This is a genomic window from Microbacterium sp. B35-04, assembly GCF_010634885.1.
GTDB lineage: Bacteria > Actinomycetota > Actinomycetes > Actinomycetales > Microbacteriaceae > Microbacterium.
In genome coordinates this window covers 32,615-52,696 of record NZ_MWLP01000031.1, presented here as the reverse complement: position 1 = coordinate 52,696, position 20,082 = coordinate 32,615, and the positions used below count along the sequence as shown (strand labels likewise).

Here is a 20,082-nt window from a genome sequence, read left to right as displayed (position 1 = left end):
GATCGCGCGGGACGCGGCATCCGGATCCGTCAGATCCACGGCGACCTGCTCGACGTTCGCCAGCTCGGCGGCCTCGGAGACGGCCCGGTCGAGCGACACCAGCTCGTGGCCGGCGCCGGCCAGTCCGGCGACGAGGCTGCGACCGAGGCGTCCGGCGCCGCCGGTGACGGCGATGCGGCTCATGCGCGGACGGCGACGGCGGGAGCGCCGTCGGCGGCGAGGAAGCGGATGCCGAGCTCGGCCACCTGCACCGGCAGGCCGGTCTCGAGGGAGCGGTTGCCGGCGATGCCGACGGCGATGGAGCGCACGCCGTCACGCCAGTCGGCGGGGCGGGCGAGCGGGTCGTCGCCGGGGCCTTCGAACACATCGGCGAGGAGCAGGTCGTCGCCGCCGCCGTGACCGCCTTCTCCCGCGGCGACGATGGGCACCTCGTAGGCGGCCTCCCAGTGCTTCTGCACGATCAGTCGCTCGCCCTCGGGGCGCAGCGACCCCGACGATCCGGCGTCGACGGCCGACGGGTCGAGCACCGGGTGCAGTCCCTCGTCGGCGAGCACGGCGCCGCGCTCGACCACCTCGAGCTCGGCGCGCCCGAGCGTGCCGTTGACAGCGACGCGGTAGCCCTCCCAGGGCGAGTGCGCGTTCAGCGAGTACGACAGGGTCGCGCCGGAGGCGTAGTCGACGACGAGGGCGAGGTTGTCTTCGATCGTGATGCCCTCGCCGAACACGTCGCGGTCGCGCAGGTAGCCGTCGTGCTGCTCCGCGTCGAGGTACAGCGCCTTGAGGCGCTCGTCGGAGCGCAGGTCGAGTTCGAAGGCATCGCTCCCGTCGTGGGTGCCACGGGCGGGTCGGCCATGGATGCCGCGTGCCGTGGCGTTGCCGGCGCCGTAGAAGCGCAGCCCACCCGAGGCGAAGACGCGGCGCGGTGCCGAGCGGATCCACCAGTTGACCAGGTCGAAGTGGTGGCTGGCCTTGTGCACCAGCAGGCCGCCCGAGTGCTCCTTCTCGCGGTGCCAGCGGCGGAAGTAGTCGGCGCCGTGCTTGGTGTCGAGCACCCACGAGAAGTCCACGCTCGTGACGTCGCCGATGGTGCCGTCCTGGATGACCTGCCGGAGCGCCGAGTTGCGCGGCGAATACCGGTAGTTGAAGGTGATGACGACCTCGCGGCCGGTGCGGTCGATGGCGTCCTCGATGGCGGCGGCCGACGGCCCGTCGATGGTCAGCGGCTTCTCGACGACGACGTCGGCTCCGGCATCCAGTGCCCGCACGATCAGGGGCGCGTGCAGGTCGTCGCGCGCACAGATCACCACGCGGTCGACGCGCTCGGCGCTGACCATCGCCTCGAGGTCGTCGGGCCCGTACACCGTCGGCGCCGGGAAGCCCGCCTCGACGACGCGGTCGACGTAGTACTGCGCGCGGACCGGGTTCGGCTCGCAGATCGCGACGAGCACAGCGTCGTCCGAGTACCGCCCGATGATGGCGTCGACGTACATCTGGGCGCGGTGTCCCGCACCGACGAGGGCGTACCGGCGGTGGCTCATCTCACTCCTTCAGGAAACGTTTTCTCAGACTACCACGCCGCGGCGACGTGGTGCCCGGAACAGGTGTCCGGACGAGCCCGTCTTGATCGATCCCTAGCCGCCGGCGGACGTGGCGCGTGCCCCGGCAGGGCCGCTCGAGCCGCGGACCGTCAGCTTCGGCAGGACGGTGAGCGGATGCCCCGGCTCGGCGCCCTCGAGCAGCTCGCGCATCCGCTCCCAGGCCCGGGCACCGAGCTCGGCGGCGGGAACCGCGGCCGTGGTGAGCGGGGGAGTCGTGTACTGCGCGAACGGGATGTCGTCGAAGCCGACGATGGAGAGATCGCCGGGGACGCGGCATCCGCTGGCCTGCACGGCGCTGAGAAGGCCCATCGCCACCAGATCGTTGAAGGCGACCGCAGCCGTGGCGCCGGATGCGAGCACGGCGGCGCCGGCAGCGGCACCGGCTTCGAAGTCGACGCCGCAGGGGATCTCCGAGATCTCGGTGTCGGGGTGAGCAGCGACGAACGCGGCGATCGCCTCGAGCCGGGCGGCGTTCGCGACACTGCGCGGCGCGCCCGCCAGGAACACGATGCGCCGGTGGCCGAGGCCGTGGAGGTGGGTGAGTTCGTCGGCCAGGGCGCCGCCGTAATCGGCGCGCACCGACGGCACCTCGCCGGACGTGCGGTTGATGAGGACGACGGGTCGCAGCCCGCCGACGAGCCGGTCGAGCTCGTCCTGCGGCAGGCGCGGGGAGCACAGGATGACCCCGTCGGTGCGCCGCCGGGTCGCGCCGGCGAGCACGCGCTCCTCCTCGACCGACTCGGCGGAGTCGGCGACGAGCACGTGGTAGTCGTCGGCCGCCGCGGCCCGGCTCAGCCCGCGCAGGATCGCCTGGAACGTCGGGTTGCCGAGGTCGGGCACGATGACCGCGACGGTCTGCGTGCGGCCGAGCACGAGGCTGCGGGCGACAGGGCTCGCGGTGTAGTCCAGGGCGGCCGCGGCATCCTTCACCCGCTCGGCAAGTTCCGGATCCACGGTCGGGTTGCCGTTCAGCGCGCGAGAGACCGTGGACAGCGAGACCCCGGCACGGGCGGCGACGTCGGCGATCGTGACGCGCGTCATTCCGTCGGCGCGGGGCGGTCGAGGCATCCGTGACTCCTTCGGTCGCACGGCGCGCTCAGCCTACCGGGGAACGTTTCCTGAGCGGTTCGGCGCACGCGGCGATCTCGCCCGTGAACCGGCGGAGCCGTCAGTCTCGAGGCGGAGTGCTGCCTCGCACGATGACCTCGAGCGGCAGCTGCGGCTCGGCGGCCTCCCATTCCGGGTCGGTCGCCGCCTGCAGTGCGCGGTATCCGAGATCCTCGAGGGGCACGCGCACGGTCGTGAGGCCGGGACGGATGTCGCGCCCCGTGGCGATGTCGTCGAAGCCGGCGACGGCGATGTCGGCGCCGACCTGGCGTCCGGCATCGCGGACGGCCGACGTGATGCCGATCGCGACGACGTCGCTGATGCCGAAGATGAGGGTGCCGGCGGGGACGTCGCCGCTGAGGAGGTCGGATGCGGCCTGGTAGCCCGCATCGCGGGTGAACCCCGACCGTCGCACGTCGCGGATGGCACCGCCGGCTGCGGTGAAGCCCTCCGTGAACCCGGCGAGGCGATCGTCGGAGGTGCGGATGCCCTCGGACGCCGCGACCACGATCGCCTCGCGGTACCCGAGTCCGGCGAGCTCGGCGCCGAGTGCACGTGCGCCGCCGTGGTTGTCGACCGCGACCGATCGCGCATCGCCGCCGCCCGGCCCGACCACGACGACGCGGCCGCCCATGTTGGCGAAGGCGTCGAGTTCTCCTTGGAGGCCGACGGCGTCCGGTCCTTCGACACGGGAGGCGGCCAGGATGAGTCCGCGCGGGCGCTGACCGCGGAGCGCGCGCACGAGCTTCACCTCACGCTGCGGGTCGCGCTCGGTGATCGCGATCGTGACGACGAGCCCCGCTTCGTCGGCGCCGCGTGCGACGCCCGCGGCGAGCTGGCCGAAGTAGGGGTCGGCGATGTCGGCGACCAGCAGCGCGACGATCGCCGACGTGCCGCGCGCCGTGGCCTGAGCGGAGAGGTTCGCCGAGTAGCCGAGCTTCTCGGCCGCGGCCTCTACGCGCTCCCGGTAGCTCTCGGCGACCTTGCGGGTGGAGCCGTTGAGGACGCGCGACGCCGTGGCCAGCGAGACTCCTGCCTCACGGGCGACGTCGTGCAGGGTGGCGGCGCCTCGGGTCGGCGCGATGATGTCGCTCACAGGCCAGAGTCTAGGCCCTGTGTGTCCGGTTCGGCAGGCTTATCGAGCAAGCGTTTACCGACGAGTCGGCGCGCTTGTCCCCATCTTTCGTGCCCCGGCAGACACCGCATGCCCGACGAGCCCCCGCCGCGGACGGTGGGGGCTCGTCGGGATGCGGAGTTCGCAGTCTGCCGCGGACGCCGATACACCACGGTTGCGGCGGTGATCAGCCCTTGAGCCCCGTCTGGGCGAGCCCTTCCACGAACTGCTTCTGCGCGAAGACGAACACGATGAGCACCGGGAGCGCCGTCATCGTCGAGGCAGCCATCTGCACGTTCCACATCTCGCCGCCGTACGCGTCGGTGTATCGCGTGAGCGCCTGCGGAAGGGTGAAGAGCTCAGGCGAGAGCAGATAGACGGTGGGCTCGAGGTAGAGGTTCCAGACGTGCAGGAAGGTGAAGATCGCCACCGCGGCGAGCGCCGTCTTCGAGAGGGGGAGCGCGATGCGCCACCAGATCGACCAGCGGCCCAGCCCGTCCAGGCGGGCTGCTTCTTCCAGTTCCACCGGCAGGGTCAGGAAGAACTGGCGCATGATGAAGGTCGCCAGCACGCTGGGTGCGCCGAACGTGGTCACCAGCAGCAGCGGCCAATGGGTGTTCACCATGCCCCACGAGTTGAACATCTGGAACAGCGGGACGATCGTGACCTCGCTCGGGATCAGCAGGCCGACCAGCACCACCATGAACAGCAGGTTCTGACCGGGGAACTTGATGCGAGCGAACGCATAGCCGGCGAGTGCCGCGACCAGCATCGTGCCGGCCGTCACCAGCACGGCGATGTAGACGCTGTTGAAGTACTGCCTCGCGAACGGCTGGATGGTGAACGCGTCGACGTAGGCCTGGAGGGTCGGATCGGCGGGCCACAGCGACGGCGGGAACGCGAAGATCTCGTTGACCGGCTTGAGAGACGACGTGATCATCCACCACGTCGGGAAGACGAAGGGGATGGCGATGAGGCAGAGCGCGCCGTAGAAGATCACCTTCTTCCAGGCCGGCGCCAGCCGCCGGGGTGCCCGCGAGGGGCGGTCGGCGAGTTCATCGAGGTTGGGGATGAGGGATGCCGCCGGCTCGGCCGTCGGAGCCGTGTCAGTTCTCATAGAAGACCCATCTCTTGCGCAACTGCCACTGGGCGATGGTCAGCACGACGACGATCAGGAACAGCAGGAGCGCGAGCGTCGAGCCGTACCCGAAGTGGTGGAAGTCGAACGCCTGCTGGACGAGGTAGTAGACGAGGACGGTCGTGGAGATCCCCGGGCCGCCCTGGGTGAGCACCGCGATCTGCGCGTAGACCTGCAGCGAGCCGACGATCGTGATGATGAGGGTGAGCAGGATCGTCGGCGAGATGAGAGGAAGCACGATGCGGCTGAAGATCTGGCGATCGTTCGCGCCGTCGACGCGTGCAGCCTCCTGCAGTTCGCGCGGCACGCCCTGGAGCGCGGCGAGGAACAGCACCATGTTGAGGCCGACGTTCTTGAACACCTGGACGACGATCACGCTCAGCATCGCCGTCGGACCCTCGCGCAGCCAGTTGGGTCCGTCGATGCCGATCATCGCGAGCAGGCCGTTGATGCCGCCGTTGTCCTGCAGGAGGAAACCCCACACGATCGTCCAGGCGACCAGAGAGACGACGACCGGAGAGAAGAAGATGGTGCGGAAGACGGTGATGCCGCGCCACCGCCGGTTGAGCATGACCGCGAGCAGGAGTGCCAGCGTCAGATTGAAGACGACGAGCCCGACCGAGAAGACGCCCGTGGCGGTCAGCACCGGCGCGAGCTGGGGATCGCTGAACAGCTTCTCGACGTTCTCGAGCCCGACGAACGTGAAGGTGCCCGCGAGGACGTTCCACTCGTGGAACGAGTAGTAGAAGACGAGCACCAGCGGCACGAGGACGAACAGCACGATGCCGGCGAGCTGCGGTGCGATGAAGAGGTATCCGGTGAGCGCGTCGCGTCGCTGGTATGTCAACCACGGTCGCCGCGCGGTGCCGGGGGCACCCCCGGGCCGCAGGGTGCGGCCCGGGAGTGCGTCCGTTGTGACGGTCATGTCGTCCTTCGCCCGCTACAGGAGGGGATCGATCGCCGAGCAGGTCGCCTCGAGGACGGCGGGAATGTCCGCGTCCGCCACCCACAGGTCGTCGAGCGAGGCGCGGACCTGCTGCCCGATCTCGGCCGAGTCCGTGTGGCTGGGGCGCACCTCGCCGTTCTCGATGCCGGGCACGACGACCGACTCGATCTGCTCCTCGCTCAGGAGGGGGTTGGCGGCGGCGAGCGTCTCGGCGTTCAGCAGCGACGTGCGAGGGGGCGGGAAGTAGGCGGCCAGCTTCTCGGCGTTCTCGGGGTTGGTGAAGAACGCCAGGAACTCCCCCGCGGCCTGGGTGTTCTCACCCTGGCTCATCACGCCGATACCCGCCTGGCCGGTGACGGCGTACTCGCCCACCGGGCCTTCCGGGAGCGGCAGGAGGTTCCAGGCGAATCCGCCCTCTTCGAGCAGATTCGCCCGCGAGATCTGCGTCACGGTGAAGGCGGCCTCGCCGGCGAAGAAGTCCGCCGTCGTGCCGGGGCCCGGCATGGACTGCGACGTGAATGCCGCATCGTGCAGGAACTCGAACGCCTCCACCATCTCGTCGTCGGCGAACGTGCACGTCGCACCGTCTTCGGTCCAGGGCGCAGCGCCCCAGCCGTTCCAGACGGTGCTGAGGTAGTCCCAGTTCAGGTAGTCGAAGTCGCGGACGACGAAGCCGGCCTTTCCGGTGGCCCCGCGCACGGCTGCGCCGATGGAATCGACGTCCTCCCACGTCCACGAGCCGTCGGCGAGGAGCTGGGCGGAGGCCTGCTGCCCCGCCTGGGCCAGCAGGTCATCGTTGGCGAACACGACGAACGGCGAGGTGCTGAAGGGGTAGGCGAGCAGCTCGCCCTCGCTCTCCCACAGCGCGGTGGCGCTCGGGGAGAGGTCGTCGAACTCGTAGCCCTCGGTCGACTCGAGGACGTCGTTCAGCGGCACCAGCGCCCCGCTCGAGACGAAGTCCGGCGCCGAGTTCTCGAGGATCCACGCGAGGTCGGGTGCGTTGCCGCCCGCGAGCTGCGTCGTGACCGTCGAGGTGTAGTCGTCGAAGGGCAGCGGATCGAAGGTGATGGACGCGATCTCCGGGTGGTCGGCCATGTATTCGTCGGCGATCGAGTCGAACAGGGAGAGGTGATCCTCGTTCGAGGTCCACACGGTCATGCGCAGATCGATGTCTTCCGCGGGTTCTGCATCGGGGGCAGGGCCGCCCGCGCAGGCGGTGGCGACGAACGCTGTCGCCGCGAGCAGGGCGGCGGCGGTCAGCGGCTTTGCTGATCTCATTCGGATTCTCCTAGTAGCCGGCGACGTCGGGCCAGTGGAGCTCGACGCCGGTGTCAGTGAGCAGGGACTGGAACTCCTGCAGGAGCGCAGGAGTGTTCCGCACCGCACGGGGGGTGGTCGTGCGATGCAGGCTGAAGGCGGCGAGCGACCCGGCGGCTTCGCCGATGTTCCACTCCACGGGATGGAGCCGGAACGCGCCGTTGGTGATGTGCGTGGTGCCGGCGTTCTTGCCGGCGGGCAGCAGGTTCTCGAGCCGCCGCGGGATCAGGATGCCGAGCGGAATCTCGAAGGGCGCGCTGGCCACGTCGAGGTAGTTGTCTCCGCCGGTCGTCGGGTGAAGATCGATCCGGTACATGCCGACGCCGATGGACTCTGGGGTCGTGAAGGGCCGCCCGTGGCCGCGGAGGGCGATCGAGAGGTCATGCTCTGTCACGCGCTGCTCCGTGAGCAGGCGGCGGGACTCCCGGATGTACGGGGCCATCGCGAGTCCGTCAGGACCCTCGGTGACGTCGCCGCGGAGCCGCAGTCCGGGGAACCCCGTACCGCCGTCGGGCCGGGGAGCCTCGGTCTGCAGCCAGTAGAGCATCGACAGGGACTGCTGGCGCGCCCTGGACTTCTGCTGTTCTGCCTCCTCGGCCGAGACGTCCACCAGTGTGCCGCCGAGGTAGTCGATCATCGGCCAGTTCACGAGCACGAGGTCGCTGGGGAACGAGCCCGGCGTGAAGTTGTCGCGCGCGAGGATGCGGCGGAAGGTCCACAGCTCGCGATCGCCCGGGTCCTTGCCCTGATCGGCGAGGACGGCCGGTCGGGCTCCGTGCGGGGTGAAGGTGCGCGTGAGCGTCTCGAGAGTGCGGGGGTCCGGCCCTGTGAGCGACAGCATCGGTGCTCCCCAGTACGACGGCTGCTGCGTGCGCCACATGTCGTATTCGGCCGGGCGGTCGATGGTGTGGTCCCCGTCCACGTGGTCGACGACGAAGCACCAGCTGAAGGCCTGCTGGTTTCCCGGCTGCGCCTCGTCGGGCGCGCTGGGCTCGCCGGTATCGGACCGTCCCTCGAACCCGGTGACATACTCGGCGCCGGTGAGGGGGAGCAGGTCGCCGAGCTCTGTCGCGTCGATGACGTAATCGGCCGCCACCACGACCTCGGAGCCGTCGTCCAGACGCCGGAGGGTCACGGCCCGAACGCGGTCGTCATCGACGTCGGCGGCGACGGCGACCGCGGGCTGGATGAGGGTGAGCCGCCCGGCCGCCCGGTGCGGGGCAAGCAGCGCCTCGATGACGGCGACACCGGCGCGGGGCTCCGCGCACAGCCGGCTGACCATGCCGTTCCCGGGGTTGAGAGTGGGCTCGGCCAGGGCCTGCGCGGTCAGGGGATACCAGCGTCGGTAGTGGTCACGGATGCCGTCGCGCAACCGCCGGTACCGGGCTGTGGCTCCGAACTGCTCGATCCAGCTGTGCTCGTCCATCGGCACCGCTTGGCTGGTGAGCTGTCCGCCGAGCCACCGGTACTCCTCGCTGAGCACCACCTGCCGGCCGGCATCGAGCGCCGCCAGCGCTGCGGCGACGCCTCCGAGGCCACCTCCGACGACGAGGATCTCGGTGCGAAGTTCGGTCATCGGGTGGTCTCCTGAGCGGTGCGGGGGCGGGCGAGGGTGGCTCCGTCGGTGATTGTGCAGTCGAGGGTGATGCGCAGTTCCGACTCGTCGACCTCGGCGGACGGATCGAGGATGCGCGACAGCAGGGCCAGCGCCTCCGAGCCGAGTCGTGTGCGCGGCGGGCTGAGTCGCGTGAAGTCGAGGTCGCTCTCGGATGATCGCGAGGGGTCGGCCAGCGCGACGATCGAGAGATCGTCGGGAACCGAGAGGCCGTCGCGGAGGATGTGCGGAAACATCCCGATCGCATACGTCGGGTTCTCGACGAAGAGCACCGTCGCACCCGAGGCGCGCACCTGCTGCCAGTCAGCCGCGGCATCCTCCCCGGCACTTGCGATGAACGTGGTCGCATCGTCGGCCGCGATCCCCCTCCGCTCGAGCTCAGCGCGGAAGCCGCGCTGACGGTCGAGCACCGACTCGCCTCGGCTGTCGGGATGGACGTATGCGAAGCGGCGATGGCCGAGGTCGACGGCACGAGCGGCGAGCGCCGCTGTGCCCGTCACGTAGTCGGCGGCGACATAGGGCACGCCCTCCGCCTCGCGACGGCCGATGGCCACGAAGGGGAATCCGCTCGCGACGAGCCGCTCGAGCTCTTCGGTGTCCATCTCCTGCCCGAGCAGAAGGCACCCGTCGGCCAGTCGCAGACGGTTGTTCTCATGGAACAGGCGACGCCGGGAACCCTCGACCGGTGCGCTCGTGAACAGCAGCAGGTCGCAGCCGAGCACCTCGGCCTCGGACTCGATCCCCGTGAGCAGAGCCGCGTAGAAGTCGAGGCTGGCGCTCGGAAACGCCGGCTCGTAGGTGAACACTCCGATGATCTTGTTCCCTACGCCGGCCAGCCGCCGGGCGGCGGGATCGGGGACATAGGTCGTGCTGTTGATGACGTCCAGCACGCGACGGCGCGTCTCTTCCGGGATGCGCGTCGACGCATCCGCCTTCCCGTTCAGTACGAGCGATACCGTCGCCTGGCTGACGCCGGCGAGCTCGGCGATGCGGCGCTGGGTGATGCGCCCATGCGCGCTCGGTGGTGTCGTCATCGATCTTCCTCTGGTGAGACGGCGTCCTCGCCGTACCTGCTGGGCCCTTCGGTGCGAGAAATCCTCTAGCCGAAGTGGGTTATACGCATTAGCATAGCGAATCGGCGGTGGTAATGCGCATTAGCAGATGCCGCCGAGTATACGCACAGACCGCAGGGACGTGTCAAAGCGGGCACGGGCGACAGCGGGACACGCATCAAAGGAGATACGGATGAGAACAACCGCGAGACGCCGCTCGAGCGTCGTCGCCGCGCTGGCGACGGCGACGGCAGCCCTCGTGGTCGGGGCACTGGTGGCCCCGTCCGCGCATGCGGCACCGGCGGGACCGAGCGCACCTGCGGCCGCGACCGGGGTGGCGCCGACGGCCCTGGCGCCGCCGCCCGAGGGCTGGCCGACATTCGGCTACCAGGGCGTCATTACCGACAAGTCCCAGATGGACTACAACCCGACGAACGAATACATCTTCCCGAGCGTCTTCCACGCCGGAGCGCACTTCGAGAACCCCCTCGGCGAGTGGTACCTGTACACGGCACCCCACGATTCGCCCGCGGGTGTGCTCCTGATGTACGCCGACAGCCTCGAGGGCCCGTGGATCGAATACGGGTCGAACCCGATCATCGCGAGCGAGTGGCTGCCTCACTACGACGTCAGCCACACCTCCAGTCCGGACGCGATCTGGAACGAGGAGGCCGGGAACATGTTCATGTACTTCCACGGCGAGAACTCGGTCACCCGCTACGCGACGTCGGACGACGGCATCCATTTCGAGTACGGCGACATCGTGGTGTCGAATGCCATGGGCGGACCGAACGTCACCGAGACGAGCTACGCCAGGGTCTTCGAGCACCCCGACCCCGCCTCGGGCTTCGCGTACGGCATGTTCTACATGGGCAACGAGCGCGACAACATCCGGCGCATCCGCCTCGCCGAGTCCGTCGACGGGATCACCTGGACCGTTGATCCCGACTACGTCGTAGCCCCCGGCGCCGAAGAGGGCCAGAACGTCTCGGCGGGCAATCTCTGGGAGTGGAACGGTCAGCTGTACGTGGTCTACCACGCGTCGAGCGGCAAGAGCTACGCGCGCACGATCGACAAGACGCTCCGGGAGGTCGGCGAGGTGCCGATCATCCTTCACCAGGCGAGCGGCCTCGGCGCAGATGTGGGCCGCGTGGCGTCGCCCGAGATCGTGACCCATCAGGACGAGACGTACTTGTTCTACGAGTCGGGTGACCGTCTGGGCGCGACGATCGCGTGGGCCAAGGACGGCGCCGAGCCGGTCGTGGAGATCCCCGGGGAGTTCCCGGTCGATCCCGAGAACCCGGTGTTCGAGGCGTGCGCGGCGGATGGCTCGGATGAGTTCAAGGACGGCATCGGAGATGTGTGGGACCGCGTCGTCAGGGAGCAGTCGGCGCGTCACGCGGTGGAGGACGGAAAGCTCGTCATCCCGACGTACGCCGGCGGGGTGGCCGCGGCGCCGTTGCTCCAGCAGGAGCTTCCGGAAGGTCCGTGGCAGCTCACTGCCCCCGTCGAGATCGACCCCACCCAGCCGTTCCAGCAGGCCGGCCTGCTGCTGTACGCGACCGACACCCACTACGCCAAGTTCGATCTCGGACGAGCAACGCCCGGCCGCACGGTCGAGTTCGTGTACCACCGCAACGGATCCAACCGCCAGGACTCCTCCCCGCCCGCGGTGGCGGGCGCGACCAAGATCTGGCTGCGTCTGACGAGCGACGGCACGCAGATCACGGCGTCGGTGTCGTACGACGGCGCAGCCTTCTCGGCGTTCGGTCGTCCGATCCTGGTGGCTGATGCGCCCTTCACGCACGTCGGGCCGTTCGCCTTCCGCGGGTCGACCGCCGCCGCGGAGATCACGGGAGCGTTCGACTGGTTCCGCTGGTCGCCCACGCCGGACGAGTACGAGGAATGCCTGACCCAGGAACCCCCGCTCCCGCCCGACACCGAGACGGCTCCGCCGGCTCCCGGCGTGCTGTCGTCGACGAGCGGATGGGCGCACGGGCTGCATGACGGGAACTTCGAACTCCGGTGGAACATGTGGTGGGGCTCGAACGCGGCTCGGCTCAAGGTCTACGAGAACGGCGCGCTGATCCACACGGCAGACCTGGCCGCCGCCGGACCGGCGGCGCAGTCCGTCGTGGTGCCCGTCGCGGGACGGGGGAACGGGGAGTACGTCTACACCGCCGAAGCGATCAACTCGCAGGGCGTGACCAGTCCCTCGCCGGTCACCGTGAAGGTGACGGATGCCGCACCCGGCGTCCCGCGTCTCTCGGCCGCCAACCGTGACGGCGATGGCACCTTCACCGTCACCGCGAACTTGTGGTGGGGCACCAACGCGAGCGCATGGCGCCTGTTCGAGAAAGACGTCGAGGTCGCCTCCGGGTCCCTCGTGCCGGCCAGCCCGGCTGCTCAACGTGTCGAGGTGCCCCTCGAGGGACGCGCGGCCGGCGAGCACCGCTACGTCGTCGAGTTCTCGAACCCCGCCGGTGCGACGCGCAGCGAGGTGCTGGTGATCCGGGTCGACGGCGAGTGAGCCGTCTGGGTGCGGACCGCAGGCCGGAGCGCGTCCGCACCCACGTCTCCCCGGGGGTCAGTCCGGCAGCACGGCGGACGCGAACCCGGCACCGTCACGCGGGCGCCGCGTCAGGCCGGCGGCGCCGTCGACGCGCGCACGATCAGCCGGGGATCGACCTGAAGCTGCAAAGGCGGCTCGGCCGTGCCATGGTCGATCAGATCCAGCAGCATGCGCACCGCGTGTGCCCCCACCCGGCGTCGGTCCGGCGCGACAGCGGTGATTGGAGGGTCGGCGTGCGCCGACACGTCGTCGTCGTAAGCGACGATCGACAGCTTCTCGGGCACGGAGAGTCCGCGGCTGCGGGCATTCTGCACCAGCCCGAAGAGCGAATTCTCGTCGCCGTGGCTGAACACCGCGGTGGCGCCGAGCCTCTCCACCGTGTCGAGCACCACATCCGCGCTCCCACGCTCCCACGTCGGGCCGGCTCCCAGCTCCCGCGGTCCGAGGATGACGCTCTCAGGATCGAACCCCAGTCGCTCGACCGCATCGCGCCAGCCGCGTCTCACGAACTCGGCGCTCTGCGAACTGCCGCGGCTGACCATGACGAGCCGGCGATGGCCGAGTTCGCACAGGTGCCGGAGCGCGCTGACGACGCCGCGCTCGTGCGCCGAACGGACCGAGGAGACGATCGCGAGCCCGCCGCCCGGAGTCTCGCGTTCGACGAACACGACGGGGACGCTCAGCGCGGACGTGAAGGCGGCGAACTCCGGAGCTTCCTCGAGCTCCGACACCGTCGGAACCCACAGCAGCCCGTCGACGCCTGCCTCCACCAGTTCCTCGATCAGCCGATACTCGACCTCGAGGTCGTACTCCGAGATCACCAGCTTGAACTCGCCGACCCCTTCGAGAGCATCGCCGATGCCGTCGACGACATAGCGGTAGTAGTACGACGTCGGGACGACGACGCCGATCGTCACCGACGATGTGCGGGGCGGTGTGGCATGTCCGGCCGGGAGCATCGCTCCGCCACGCACTTTGTCGAGGGCCTTTTCGGCGACGAGGGTGTCGAGATCCCGCCGCACCGTCACGTGCGAGACGCCGAGGTCCGCCGTCAGCCGCGAGATGCTGACGGCGCCGTCCTGTTGCGCGAGCTCGAGGATGCGCGCGCGTCGTTCCGCTGCGAGCATGTCGCCCCTCCCGTCGCCATAGCCACGCTCAGACTAACGTTCCTCACGAGAACTCACAGGATTCTCGAGATCGCTCAAGATCGATCATGCGATGTGGCTGAGGCTCCGTCGGTCGACACGGTGAAGCGGTGGCTGGGATTCGTTGATCCGCCGCAGCTCCTCCAGCACGGCATCGGCGAGCCGGTGGGTCTCGGCATGCATGGCGCCCGCGATGTGCGGCGTGAGCACGACGCCGGGGGTCGTGAAGAGCGGCGAGTCGGCAGGGAGCGGCTCCGGCTCGGTGACGTCGAGGATGGCACGCAGCGTGCCCTCCCGACAGCGGGCCATGAGCGCCTCCGCGTCGACGAGGGAGCCGCGCGCCGTGTTGATGAGGACGCTGTCGTGCCGCAGCAGGGCCAGACGCCGTGCATCGATGAGGTGCCGCGTCTCGGGGAGCTCGGGTGCGTGGATCGTCACGATGTCGCTCTGCGCCATGAGATCGTCCAGCCCGATGAGCTGCGCGCCCACGAGCGCGGCACCCCGCGCATCTTGCAGGGGGTCTGCGGCGAGCACCCGGAAATCGAAGGGGCGCAGCAGCTCGGCCACGCGCCGTCCCACGCGCGAGAGCCCCACGATGCCGACCGTGCCTCCGAAGCCCAGGGCGGGTGGAAGGTCATGTCGCCACGCACCCGCGACATCGCGCGTGCGGGCATAGCCGTCGATGTATGCCGGAACCCGCTTGGCCTCCAGCAGGATCGTCGCCACCGTGTACTCCGCCACCGGTATCGCATTCGCGTCCGCAGCGCTGGTGACCAGCACGCCGGCGTCCCAGATGGCCTGGCTGATTTGACCCTTCACGGATCCTCCGGCGTGCAGGACCGCGCGGAGGTGCGGAGCGGTCGCCAGCAGCATCGGTCCGAGTCGGGGCCCGCCCCACCCGGTGATGAGCACTTCGACGTCGCGCAGGCGGGCGAGCACGTCCGACGATGTCAGGTCGTCGACGCGGACAGGGTCGTCGATCCGCGAGAGCTCGCGCAGCGCCGCCAGCCGCGGGGCGTCGAAAAGGTCCGCGAATGCGGAGGCGCCCATCGCAACGAGCGCTGCGGGGCGGCTGGGGGACATCGGTGCCATGCCGAGATCACATCACAATCGGCCCATACTTCACAAGTTATAAAGTTCGAGTTAAGAAAATGTAAAAAATGCTTGCGTAACGCAAAGTCAGCCCACATACTGGCCACGACGCACGACGGAGTGTGACCGGATCCTCTGATCCCGCCGTCCGCGAAACCGCGGCACCGCCGCACCTGTCCCTATCGGAGGAAACATGCACCAGCGAACGCGCCGGCTCCTCGCCGCGCTCATCACTGTTCCGCTGCTCGCAGGCACAGCGGCCTGCAGCAGCACGTCGGGCGGCAACCCCGATCCGACCACGGCCGGTGAGCCCGAAGACGTGACGATCACGATCATGGGCAAGCCGGCGGCGACGAACACCGCGGCGCTCGCGCTCTTCGAGCGCCAGGTCGAGGAGTTCCAAGAGGCGAACCCGCACATCACCATCGAAGCGTCCGATGTGCCGTGGGATGCGAAGACCTTCGCCACACGGCTCGCGGGCGGCAGTGCGCCGACGCTGCTTCGTGTGCCCCTCACCGAGCCCCCCGCGCTCATCGAACGCGGGCAGGTCGCGGATCTGGCAGACGTCACCGACGAGATCGAGGGCTTCGACGAGCTGAACCCCCGGGTGATGCAGTTCCTCGAGCGGGACGGCGCCGTCTACGGCATCCCCGAGAAGAGCTATGCGTTCGGCCTCGTCTACAACCGTGATCTCTTCGAGCAGGCGGGACTGGACCCGGATTCCCCGCCGACCACGTGGGACGAAGTGCGCGAGTACGCCGCGCAGATCTCTGAGAAGACCGGCAAGACCGGCTTCGGCGAGATCAGCACCAACAACAGCGGGGGCTGGCACCTGACTGGCTACACGTACACCAACGGCGGCTCGATGATCGAGCAGGCCGCGGATGGCACGTGGTCGGCGTCTTTCGATGACGATCCCGCACGCGACGTGCTGGAGCAGTGGAAGCAGATGCGGTGGCAGGATGACTCGCTCGGAGACAACGTCCTGGGCAAGCAGGAGGATCTCGTCGCCGACTTCACGGCGGGGAACGTCGGCATGTGGGTGTCCGCGCCGCCGGACGTGTACCCCAACTACATCGCGCAGGGCGGGGATCCGGACGCGTTCGGAGCCGGGCCCATGCCGCAGGGCGGCGCGGATGCCACTCTCGCCGGTGCCACGGTGCTCATGGTGAGCGCCACCGCGACCCAGGCTGAGAAGGAGGCCGCTGTGAAGTGGATCGTGTTCCGGGCACTCCGCCCGAACTACGACTTCGATGTGGCCGCCGAGACCGCAGAGGCGTCGGCTGCCGACGGGTTGCCCGTCGGCGTACCCGTGCTGCCGATCTTCAGTGACGAGACCTATGCGGCCTATCGGGACGCGATCGATGAGTTCGTGAATGTCCCCGTCGAGAACTTCGCACCGTACGTCGCGTCGCTCTCGGAGTTCGAGTACGTTCCCGAGCCGGTGGTGGCGTCGCAGGAGATCTACGCGGCGCTCGACCCGGTGGTCCAGGCGGTCCTCACGGATCCGAACGCGGACATCGACGCCCTTCTCTCCGACGCTGAGAGCCGGGTCGAGACGATCCTCGCCCAGCACGCGCAATGACGGTCGCTCCCGAGCGCCTGGGCGGCACGGTCACGCACCGTGCCGCCCAGGCGGGCCGCCCGGCGCGCCGGCCACCGCGCCGCACGATGTCCATGCGTCACCGCGCAGCCTGGGCCGGGCTGATCTTCCTGCTGCCGGCGCTCGTCGTGTTCGCCTACTTCGCGTGGTGGCCGATAGCGCAGAGCGTGCTGCTGGCATTCCAGCAGACCAATCTCGTCACCCCCGCCGAGTGGGTCGGCTGGCGCAACTTCGAGGCCCTGTTCGCCGACCCTCTTCTGCCCAAGGCTGCGCTGAACACCCTGTGGTTCACCGTGCTCTCGCTGGCGATCGGGCTGCCGATCCCGCTCCTCTGCGCCGTGCTCATGTCGGAGCTGCGCCGTGGCGGCACGGTGGCGCGCGTGCTGGCCTACCTTCCCGTCGTCATCCCGCCGGTCGTGGCCGTGTTGTTGTTCAAGGTGTTCTTCGCACCCGGAGAGTCGGGCGTCGCCAACAGCCTCCTCGCGGTGGTCGGACTCGGGCCGCTGCCGTGGCTGCAATCCGCCGAACTTGCGATGCCGAGCCTGGTCATCGTCGCGACGTGGTCGGGCGCCGGCACCGCCATCCTCATCTATCTCGCCGCCCTCACCGGCGTGAGCACCGAGCTCTACGAAGCTGCGGAGCTCGACGGCGCATCGGTATGGCGGCGGGTCTGGCACGTCACCCTGCCGCAGATGCGCGGCGTCATCCTGATCCTGCTTCTGCTGCAGATCATCGGCGCCATCCAGGTGTTCACGGAGCCCTACGTCATGACCGACGGCGGACCGGCGAACGCCACCGTGACGGTGATGCTCATGATCTACCGCTACGCGTTCCTGTTCGGCAATTACGGCGTCGCGACCGCATTGAGCGTCCTGCTGGCGATCGTCCTGGTGCTCGTGTCGGCCCTCTACCTTCGCCTCACCCGATCCTGGAGCACCCGATGACCGCGCCGACCCTCACCGCCCGCCGGCGCCGGCAACGCGCCGAGCCCAGCGACCGCGGCATCCTCTCAGCCCATGACTGGCGCCGCCCCGCAGTCGGGACCGGATGGCGACTGGTGCACATCCTCTTGTTCGCCGGGCTGATCGGCTTCGGGGCGATCCCGCTGGTGTGGATGCTGCGCGCGGCGATCTCCACGACCAGCGACCTGGTGAATCGGCCGCTGAGCCTCATTCCCGAGCCGGCGCTGTGGGAGAACATCCCCACGGCATGGAACCTGCTCGACATCGGCCAGTACCTCGGCAACACCGTGGTGCTCGTGCTCGGCTCGTGGGTCGTCCAGCTCGTCGTGTCGACCACCGCCGGGTTCGCCCTCGCGGTGATCCGGCCCTGGTACGGCCGGTTCGTCTACGGCGCCTTCCTGGTCACCCTGTTCGTGCCGGCCACCGTCACGCTCATCGCGCTGTACCTGACGGTGCTCGACCTCCCGCTCCTCGGCTTCGGCATCACCGATACACCCTGGGCGGTCTGGCTCCCCGCAGGAGCGAACGCGTTCACGATCCTTCTCGTCAAGCAGTTCTTCGAGGAGATCCCGCGGGAGCTCTTCGAGGCCGCGCAGATCGACGGCGCCGGCTGGTTCACCGTCTTCTGGCGCATCGTCCTGCCGATGTCACGGCCGATCATCGCCGTGGTCTCGCTGTTGTCGATCATGTCGGCATGGAAGGAGTTCCTCTGGCCGCTGATCGTCCTGACGGATCCCGAAACCCAGCCCTTGGCGGTCGCGCTGCCTCGCTTGGCGCAGGCGACGAACCCCGCGTATCTGATCTCCGGGCTGCTCATCGCCAGCATCCCGCCCATCATCATCTTCCTGATCTTCCAGCGGTCCATCGTCCGGGGGATCGGCTTCACCGGTCTCAAGGGCTGAGGCCCGTGCTGCCCCTCGCACCCGCAGAAAGGACCTCCGTGCCCGTGCCCGCGCCCGTCCCCACGACCACCCCGATCCCCGCAGCGACCCCCTGGCGAGACCTCAACGGAAACGGCGTGCTGGATCCGTACGAAGACCCTCGGCTCGATCCGGTCGCACGGACGGCCGACCTCCTCGGCCGTCTCTCGATCGAGGAGAAGGTGGGACTGATGTTCCACACGGTCATCGAGAGCGGACCGAACGGGACGCTCCTGGATGCCCCGGGCGCATTGAGCAAGTCCTCGACGCGCACCGTCGTGCTTGAGAAGCATCTCAACCATTTCAACGTCCACGCCCTGGGAGCGGGCCGGGATGCCGCACGGTGGGCGAACGCCCTCCAGCGGCTCGCGGAGCAGACGCCCCACGGCATCCCGATCACGATCAGCACCGACCCGCGTCACGCGTTCGTCGAGAATGCCGGCACGTCCTTCACCGCCGGCGCCTTCTCCCAGTGGCCGGAGCCGCTCGGTCTCGCCGGACTCGACGACGACGACATCCGGGCGTTCGCCGACATCGCACGCCGGGAGTACCTCGCCGTCGGCATCCGGATGGCGCTTCATCCGCAGGTTGATCTCGCCACCGAGCCGCGCTGGGGGCGACAGCTGCACACGTTCGGGGCCGATCCGGAACGGACCACGCGGGCGCTCAGCGCCTACATCGAGGGGTTCCAGGGGACCGAGATCAGTGAGTCATCTGTGGCATGCGTGACCAAGCACTTTCCCGGAGCGGGCCCCCAGCAGGACGGCGAGGACGCGCACTTCCCCTACGGACGGGAGCAGGTCTACCCCGGCGGTGCGTTCGACCTGCACCTCGCGCCCTTCCGCGCGGCCGTGGCGTGCGGCACCGCGGGAATGATGCCGTACTACGGCATGCCGGTCGGTCTCGAGCTCGACGGCCGGCCGGTGCCGGCGGTCGGCTTCGGCTTCAACCGTCGCATCGTCACCGGTCTGCTGCGCGAGCAGCTCGGGTTCGACGGTCTTGTGGTGACCGACTGGGAGCTGGTCAACGACAACGTCGCCCACGGGCAGGTGCTGCCCGCGAAGGCGTGGGGCGTCGAGCATCTCAGCCCGGCCGAGCGGATGCTGGCGATCCTGGATGCCGGATGCGACCAGTTCGGCGGCGAGGAATGCGTCGAGATCCTGTGCGAGCTCGTCCGCGACGGTCGCGTGCCGGAGGCGCGCATCGATGAGTCTGCCCGTCGGATCCTCGAGCTCAAGTTCCGCCTCGGGCTGTTCGACGATCCCTTCGTGGACGAAGACGAGGCCGAGCGGATCGTCGGCAACGCCGACTTCCGCGCGCTCGGATTCCGGGCGCAGGGCGAATCGCTCGCCGTCCTTCAGGACGAAGGGTGGATGCTGCCCCTCTCGGCGGACGCGCGCGTCTATGTCGAGGGGTTGTCGCACTCGGCGGCGGCGGCGCTCGGAACCGTCGTCGACCATCCGGGGGATGCCGACATCGCTGTGGTGCGACTTGCCGCACCGTACGAGCCGCGCGACGATCTGCTGTTCGAATCGCTGTTCCATCAAGGGTCGCTGGAGTTCCGCCCGGGACTGGTCGCGCGACTCGCCGCCATCGCCGCCGAGGTGCCCCTGGTGATCGACGTGTCGCTGGAGCGCCCGGCGATCCTCGAGCCCCTGGCCCGGATCGCACGCGTTCTCACGGCGAGCTTCGGCACCGGCGACGAGGCGTTCGTCGCGGCGCTCACCGGCGTCATCCACCCTCGGGGCAGCCTGCCGTTCGAGATTCCGCGCTCGATGGAGGCGGTGCGTCGATCGCGCGAAGACGTGCCGCATGACACCGTGGATCCGCTCTTCGCGTTCGGCCACCGCGTCGTCGTGCCGGCTGCGGTCACGCGATGAGGCGTGGGGGGTGGCGGACGG

General features: G+C 69.3%; 16 protein-coding genes. 5 read left to right on the top strand and 11 right to left on the bottom strand.

Annotated elements, in window-relative coordinates; genetic code table 11:
- The 9 genes from B1729_RS08900 to B1729_RS08860 form a co-directional block, all read right to left on the bottom strand.
- Nucleotides 1–183: NAD-dependent epimerase/dehydratase family protein (locus B1729_RS08900; protein ID WP_163632154.1), on the bottom strand; the 183-nt coding region annotated here is incomplete at its 3' end.
- Nucleotides 180–1,538 carry a Gfo/Idh/MocA family oxidoreductase gene (locus B1729_RS08895; RefSeq protein ID WP_163617727.1) on the bottom strand — a complete coding sequence of 453 codons (1,359 nt, stop codon included), beginning with the start codon at nt 1,536–1,538 and terminating at the stop codon, nt 180–182. The genes B1729_RS08895 and B1729_RS08900, both read right to left, overlap by 4 nt.
- Nucleotides 1,539–1,631: 93 nt before the next feature.
- Entirely contained in the window at nt 1,632–2,666 is a 1,035-nt protein-coding gene (locus tag B1729_RS08890; protein WP_239539569.1) for a LacI family DNA-binding transcriptional regulator, read from the bottom strand.
- A 100-nt stretch (nt 2,667–2,766) separates the two neighbouring features.
- The gene (locus tag B1729_RS08885) at nt 2,767–3,801 is read right to left on the bottom strand and encodes a LacI family DNA-binding transcriptional regulator (RefSeq protein WP_163632151.1); all 1,035 of its coding nucleotides are present in this window, start codon (nt 3,799–3,801) and stop codon (nt 2,767–2,769) included.
- Between the two features lie 205 nt (nt 3,802–4,006).
- Nucleotides 4,007–4,936 carry a carbohydrate ABC transporter permease gene (locus tag B1729_RS08880; RefSeq protein WP_163617725.1) on the bottom strand — a complete coding sequence of 310 codons (930 nt, stop codon included), beginning with the start codon at nt 4,934–4,936 and terminating at the stop codon, nt 4,007–4,009.
- A complete protein-coding gene (locus B1729_RS08875) occupies nt 4,926–5,882 on the bottom strand; it encodes a sugar ABC transporter permease (RefSeq protein WP_163632147.1) in 957 nt (318 codons plus the stop codon). The genes B1729_RS08880 and B1729_RS08875 overlap by 11 nt, the downstream gene beginning before the upstream one ends.
- A gap of 15 nt (nt 5,883–5,897) precedes the next feature.
- Nucleotides 5,898–7,181 (bottom strand): extracellular solute-binding protein, encoded by a 1,284-nt coding sequence (locus B1729_RS08870; protein WP_163632144.1) that lies wholly within the window; start codon nt 7,179–7,181, stop codon nt 5,898–5,900.
- A gap of 10 nt (nt 7,182–7,191) precedes the next feature.
- Complete coding sequence (locus B1729_RS08865; RefSeq protein WP_163617722.1) at nt 7,192–8,796, bottom strand: FAD-dependent oxidoreductase; 1,605 nt, start codon at nt 8,794–8,796, stop codon at nt 7,192–7,194.
- Complete coding sequence (locus tag B1729_RS08860) at nt 8,793–9,869, bottom strand: LacI family DNA-binding transcriptional regulator (protein ID WP_163617721.1); 1,077 nt, start codon at nt 9,867–9,869, stop codon at nt 8,793–8,795. Before B1729_RS08860 ends, B1729_RS08865 begins: the two co-directional genes overlap by 4 nt.
- A gap of 211 nt (nt 9,870–10,080) precedes the next feature.
- Between B1729_RS08860 and B1729_RS08855 the strand changes: the two genes are divergently transcribed.
- Complete coding sequence (locus tag B1729_RS08855; protein ID WP_163632140.1) at nt 10,081–12,417, top strand: DUF1349 domain-containing protein; 2,337 nt, start codon at nt 10,081–10,083, stop codon at nt 12,415–12,417.
- 110 nt (nt 12,418–12,527) lie between these two features.
- On the opposite strand, the gene B1729_RS08850 is transcribed toward B1729_RS08855, so the two are convergent.
- Together B1729_RS08850 and B1729_RS08845 are read right to left on the bottom strand one after the other, a co-directional pair.
- Complete coding sequence (locus B1729_RS08850) at nt 12,528–13,586, bottom strand: LacI family DNA-binding transcriptional regulator (protein ID WP_163617718.1); 1,059 nt, start codon at nt 13,584–13,586, stop codon at nt 12,528–12,530.
- 84 nt (nt 13,587–13,670) lie between these two features.
- Nucleotides 13,671–14,696 (bottom strand): hydroxyacid dehydrogenase, encoded by a 1,026-nt coding sequence (locus B1729_RS08845; protein ID WP_163617717.1) that lies wholly within the window; start codon nt 14,694–14,696, stop codon nt 13,671–13,673.
- Between the two features lie 193 nt (nt 14,697–14,889).
- On the opposite strand from B1729_RS08845, the gene B1729_RS08840 reads away from it, so the two are divergent.
- From B1729_RS08840 to B1729_RS08825, 4 genes are read left to right on the top strand one after another with little or no spacing between them, the layout of a single operon-like run.
- Nucleotides 14,890–16,281, top strand: coding sequence for an extracellular solute-binding protein (locus tag B1729_RS08840; RefSeq protein ID WP_163617716.1), 1,392 nt, complete (start codon nt 14,890–14,892; stop codon nt 16,279–16,281).
- Complete coding sequence (locus tag B1729_RS08835; RefSeq protein ID WP_163617715.1) at nt 16,278–17,243, top strand: sugar ABC transporter permease; 966 nt, start codon at nt 16,278–16,280, stop codon at nt 17,241–17,243. Before B1729_RS08840 ends, B1729_RS08835 begins: the two co-directional genes overlap by 4 nt.
- Nucleotides 17,240–18,163: a carbohydrate ABC transporter permease gene (locus B1729_RS08830; protein WP_163617714.1), complete on the top strand. Its 924-nt coding sequence runs from the start codon at nt 17,240–17,242 to the stop codon at nt 18,161–18,163. The genes B1729_RS08835 and B1729_RS08830 overlap by 4 nt, the downstream gene beginning before the upstream one ends.
- Nucleotides 18,164–18,207: 44 nt before the next feature.
- Complete coding sequence (locus B1729_RS08825; RefSeq protein ID WP_239539571.1) at nt 18,208–20,061, top strand: glycoside hydrolase family 3 N-terminal domain-containing protein; 1,854 nt, start codon at nt 18,208–18,210, stop codon at nt 20,059–20,061.
- Nucleotides 20,062–20,082: the final 21 nt, after the last annotated feature.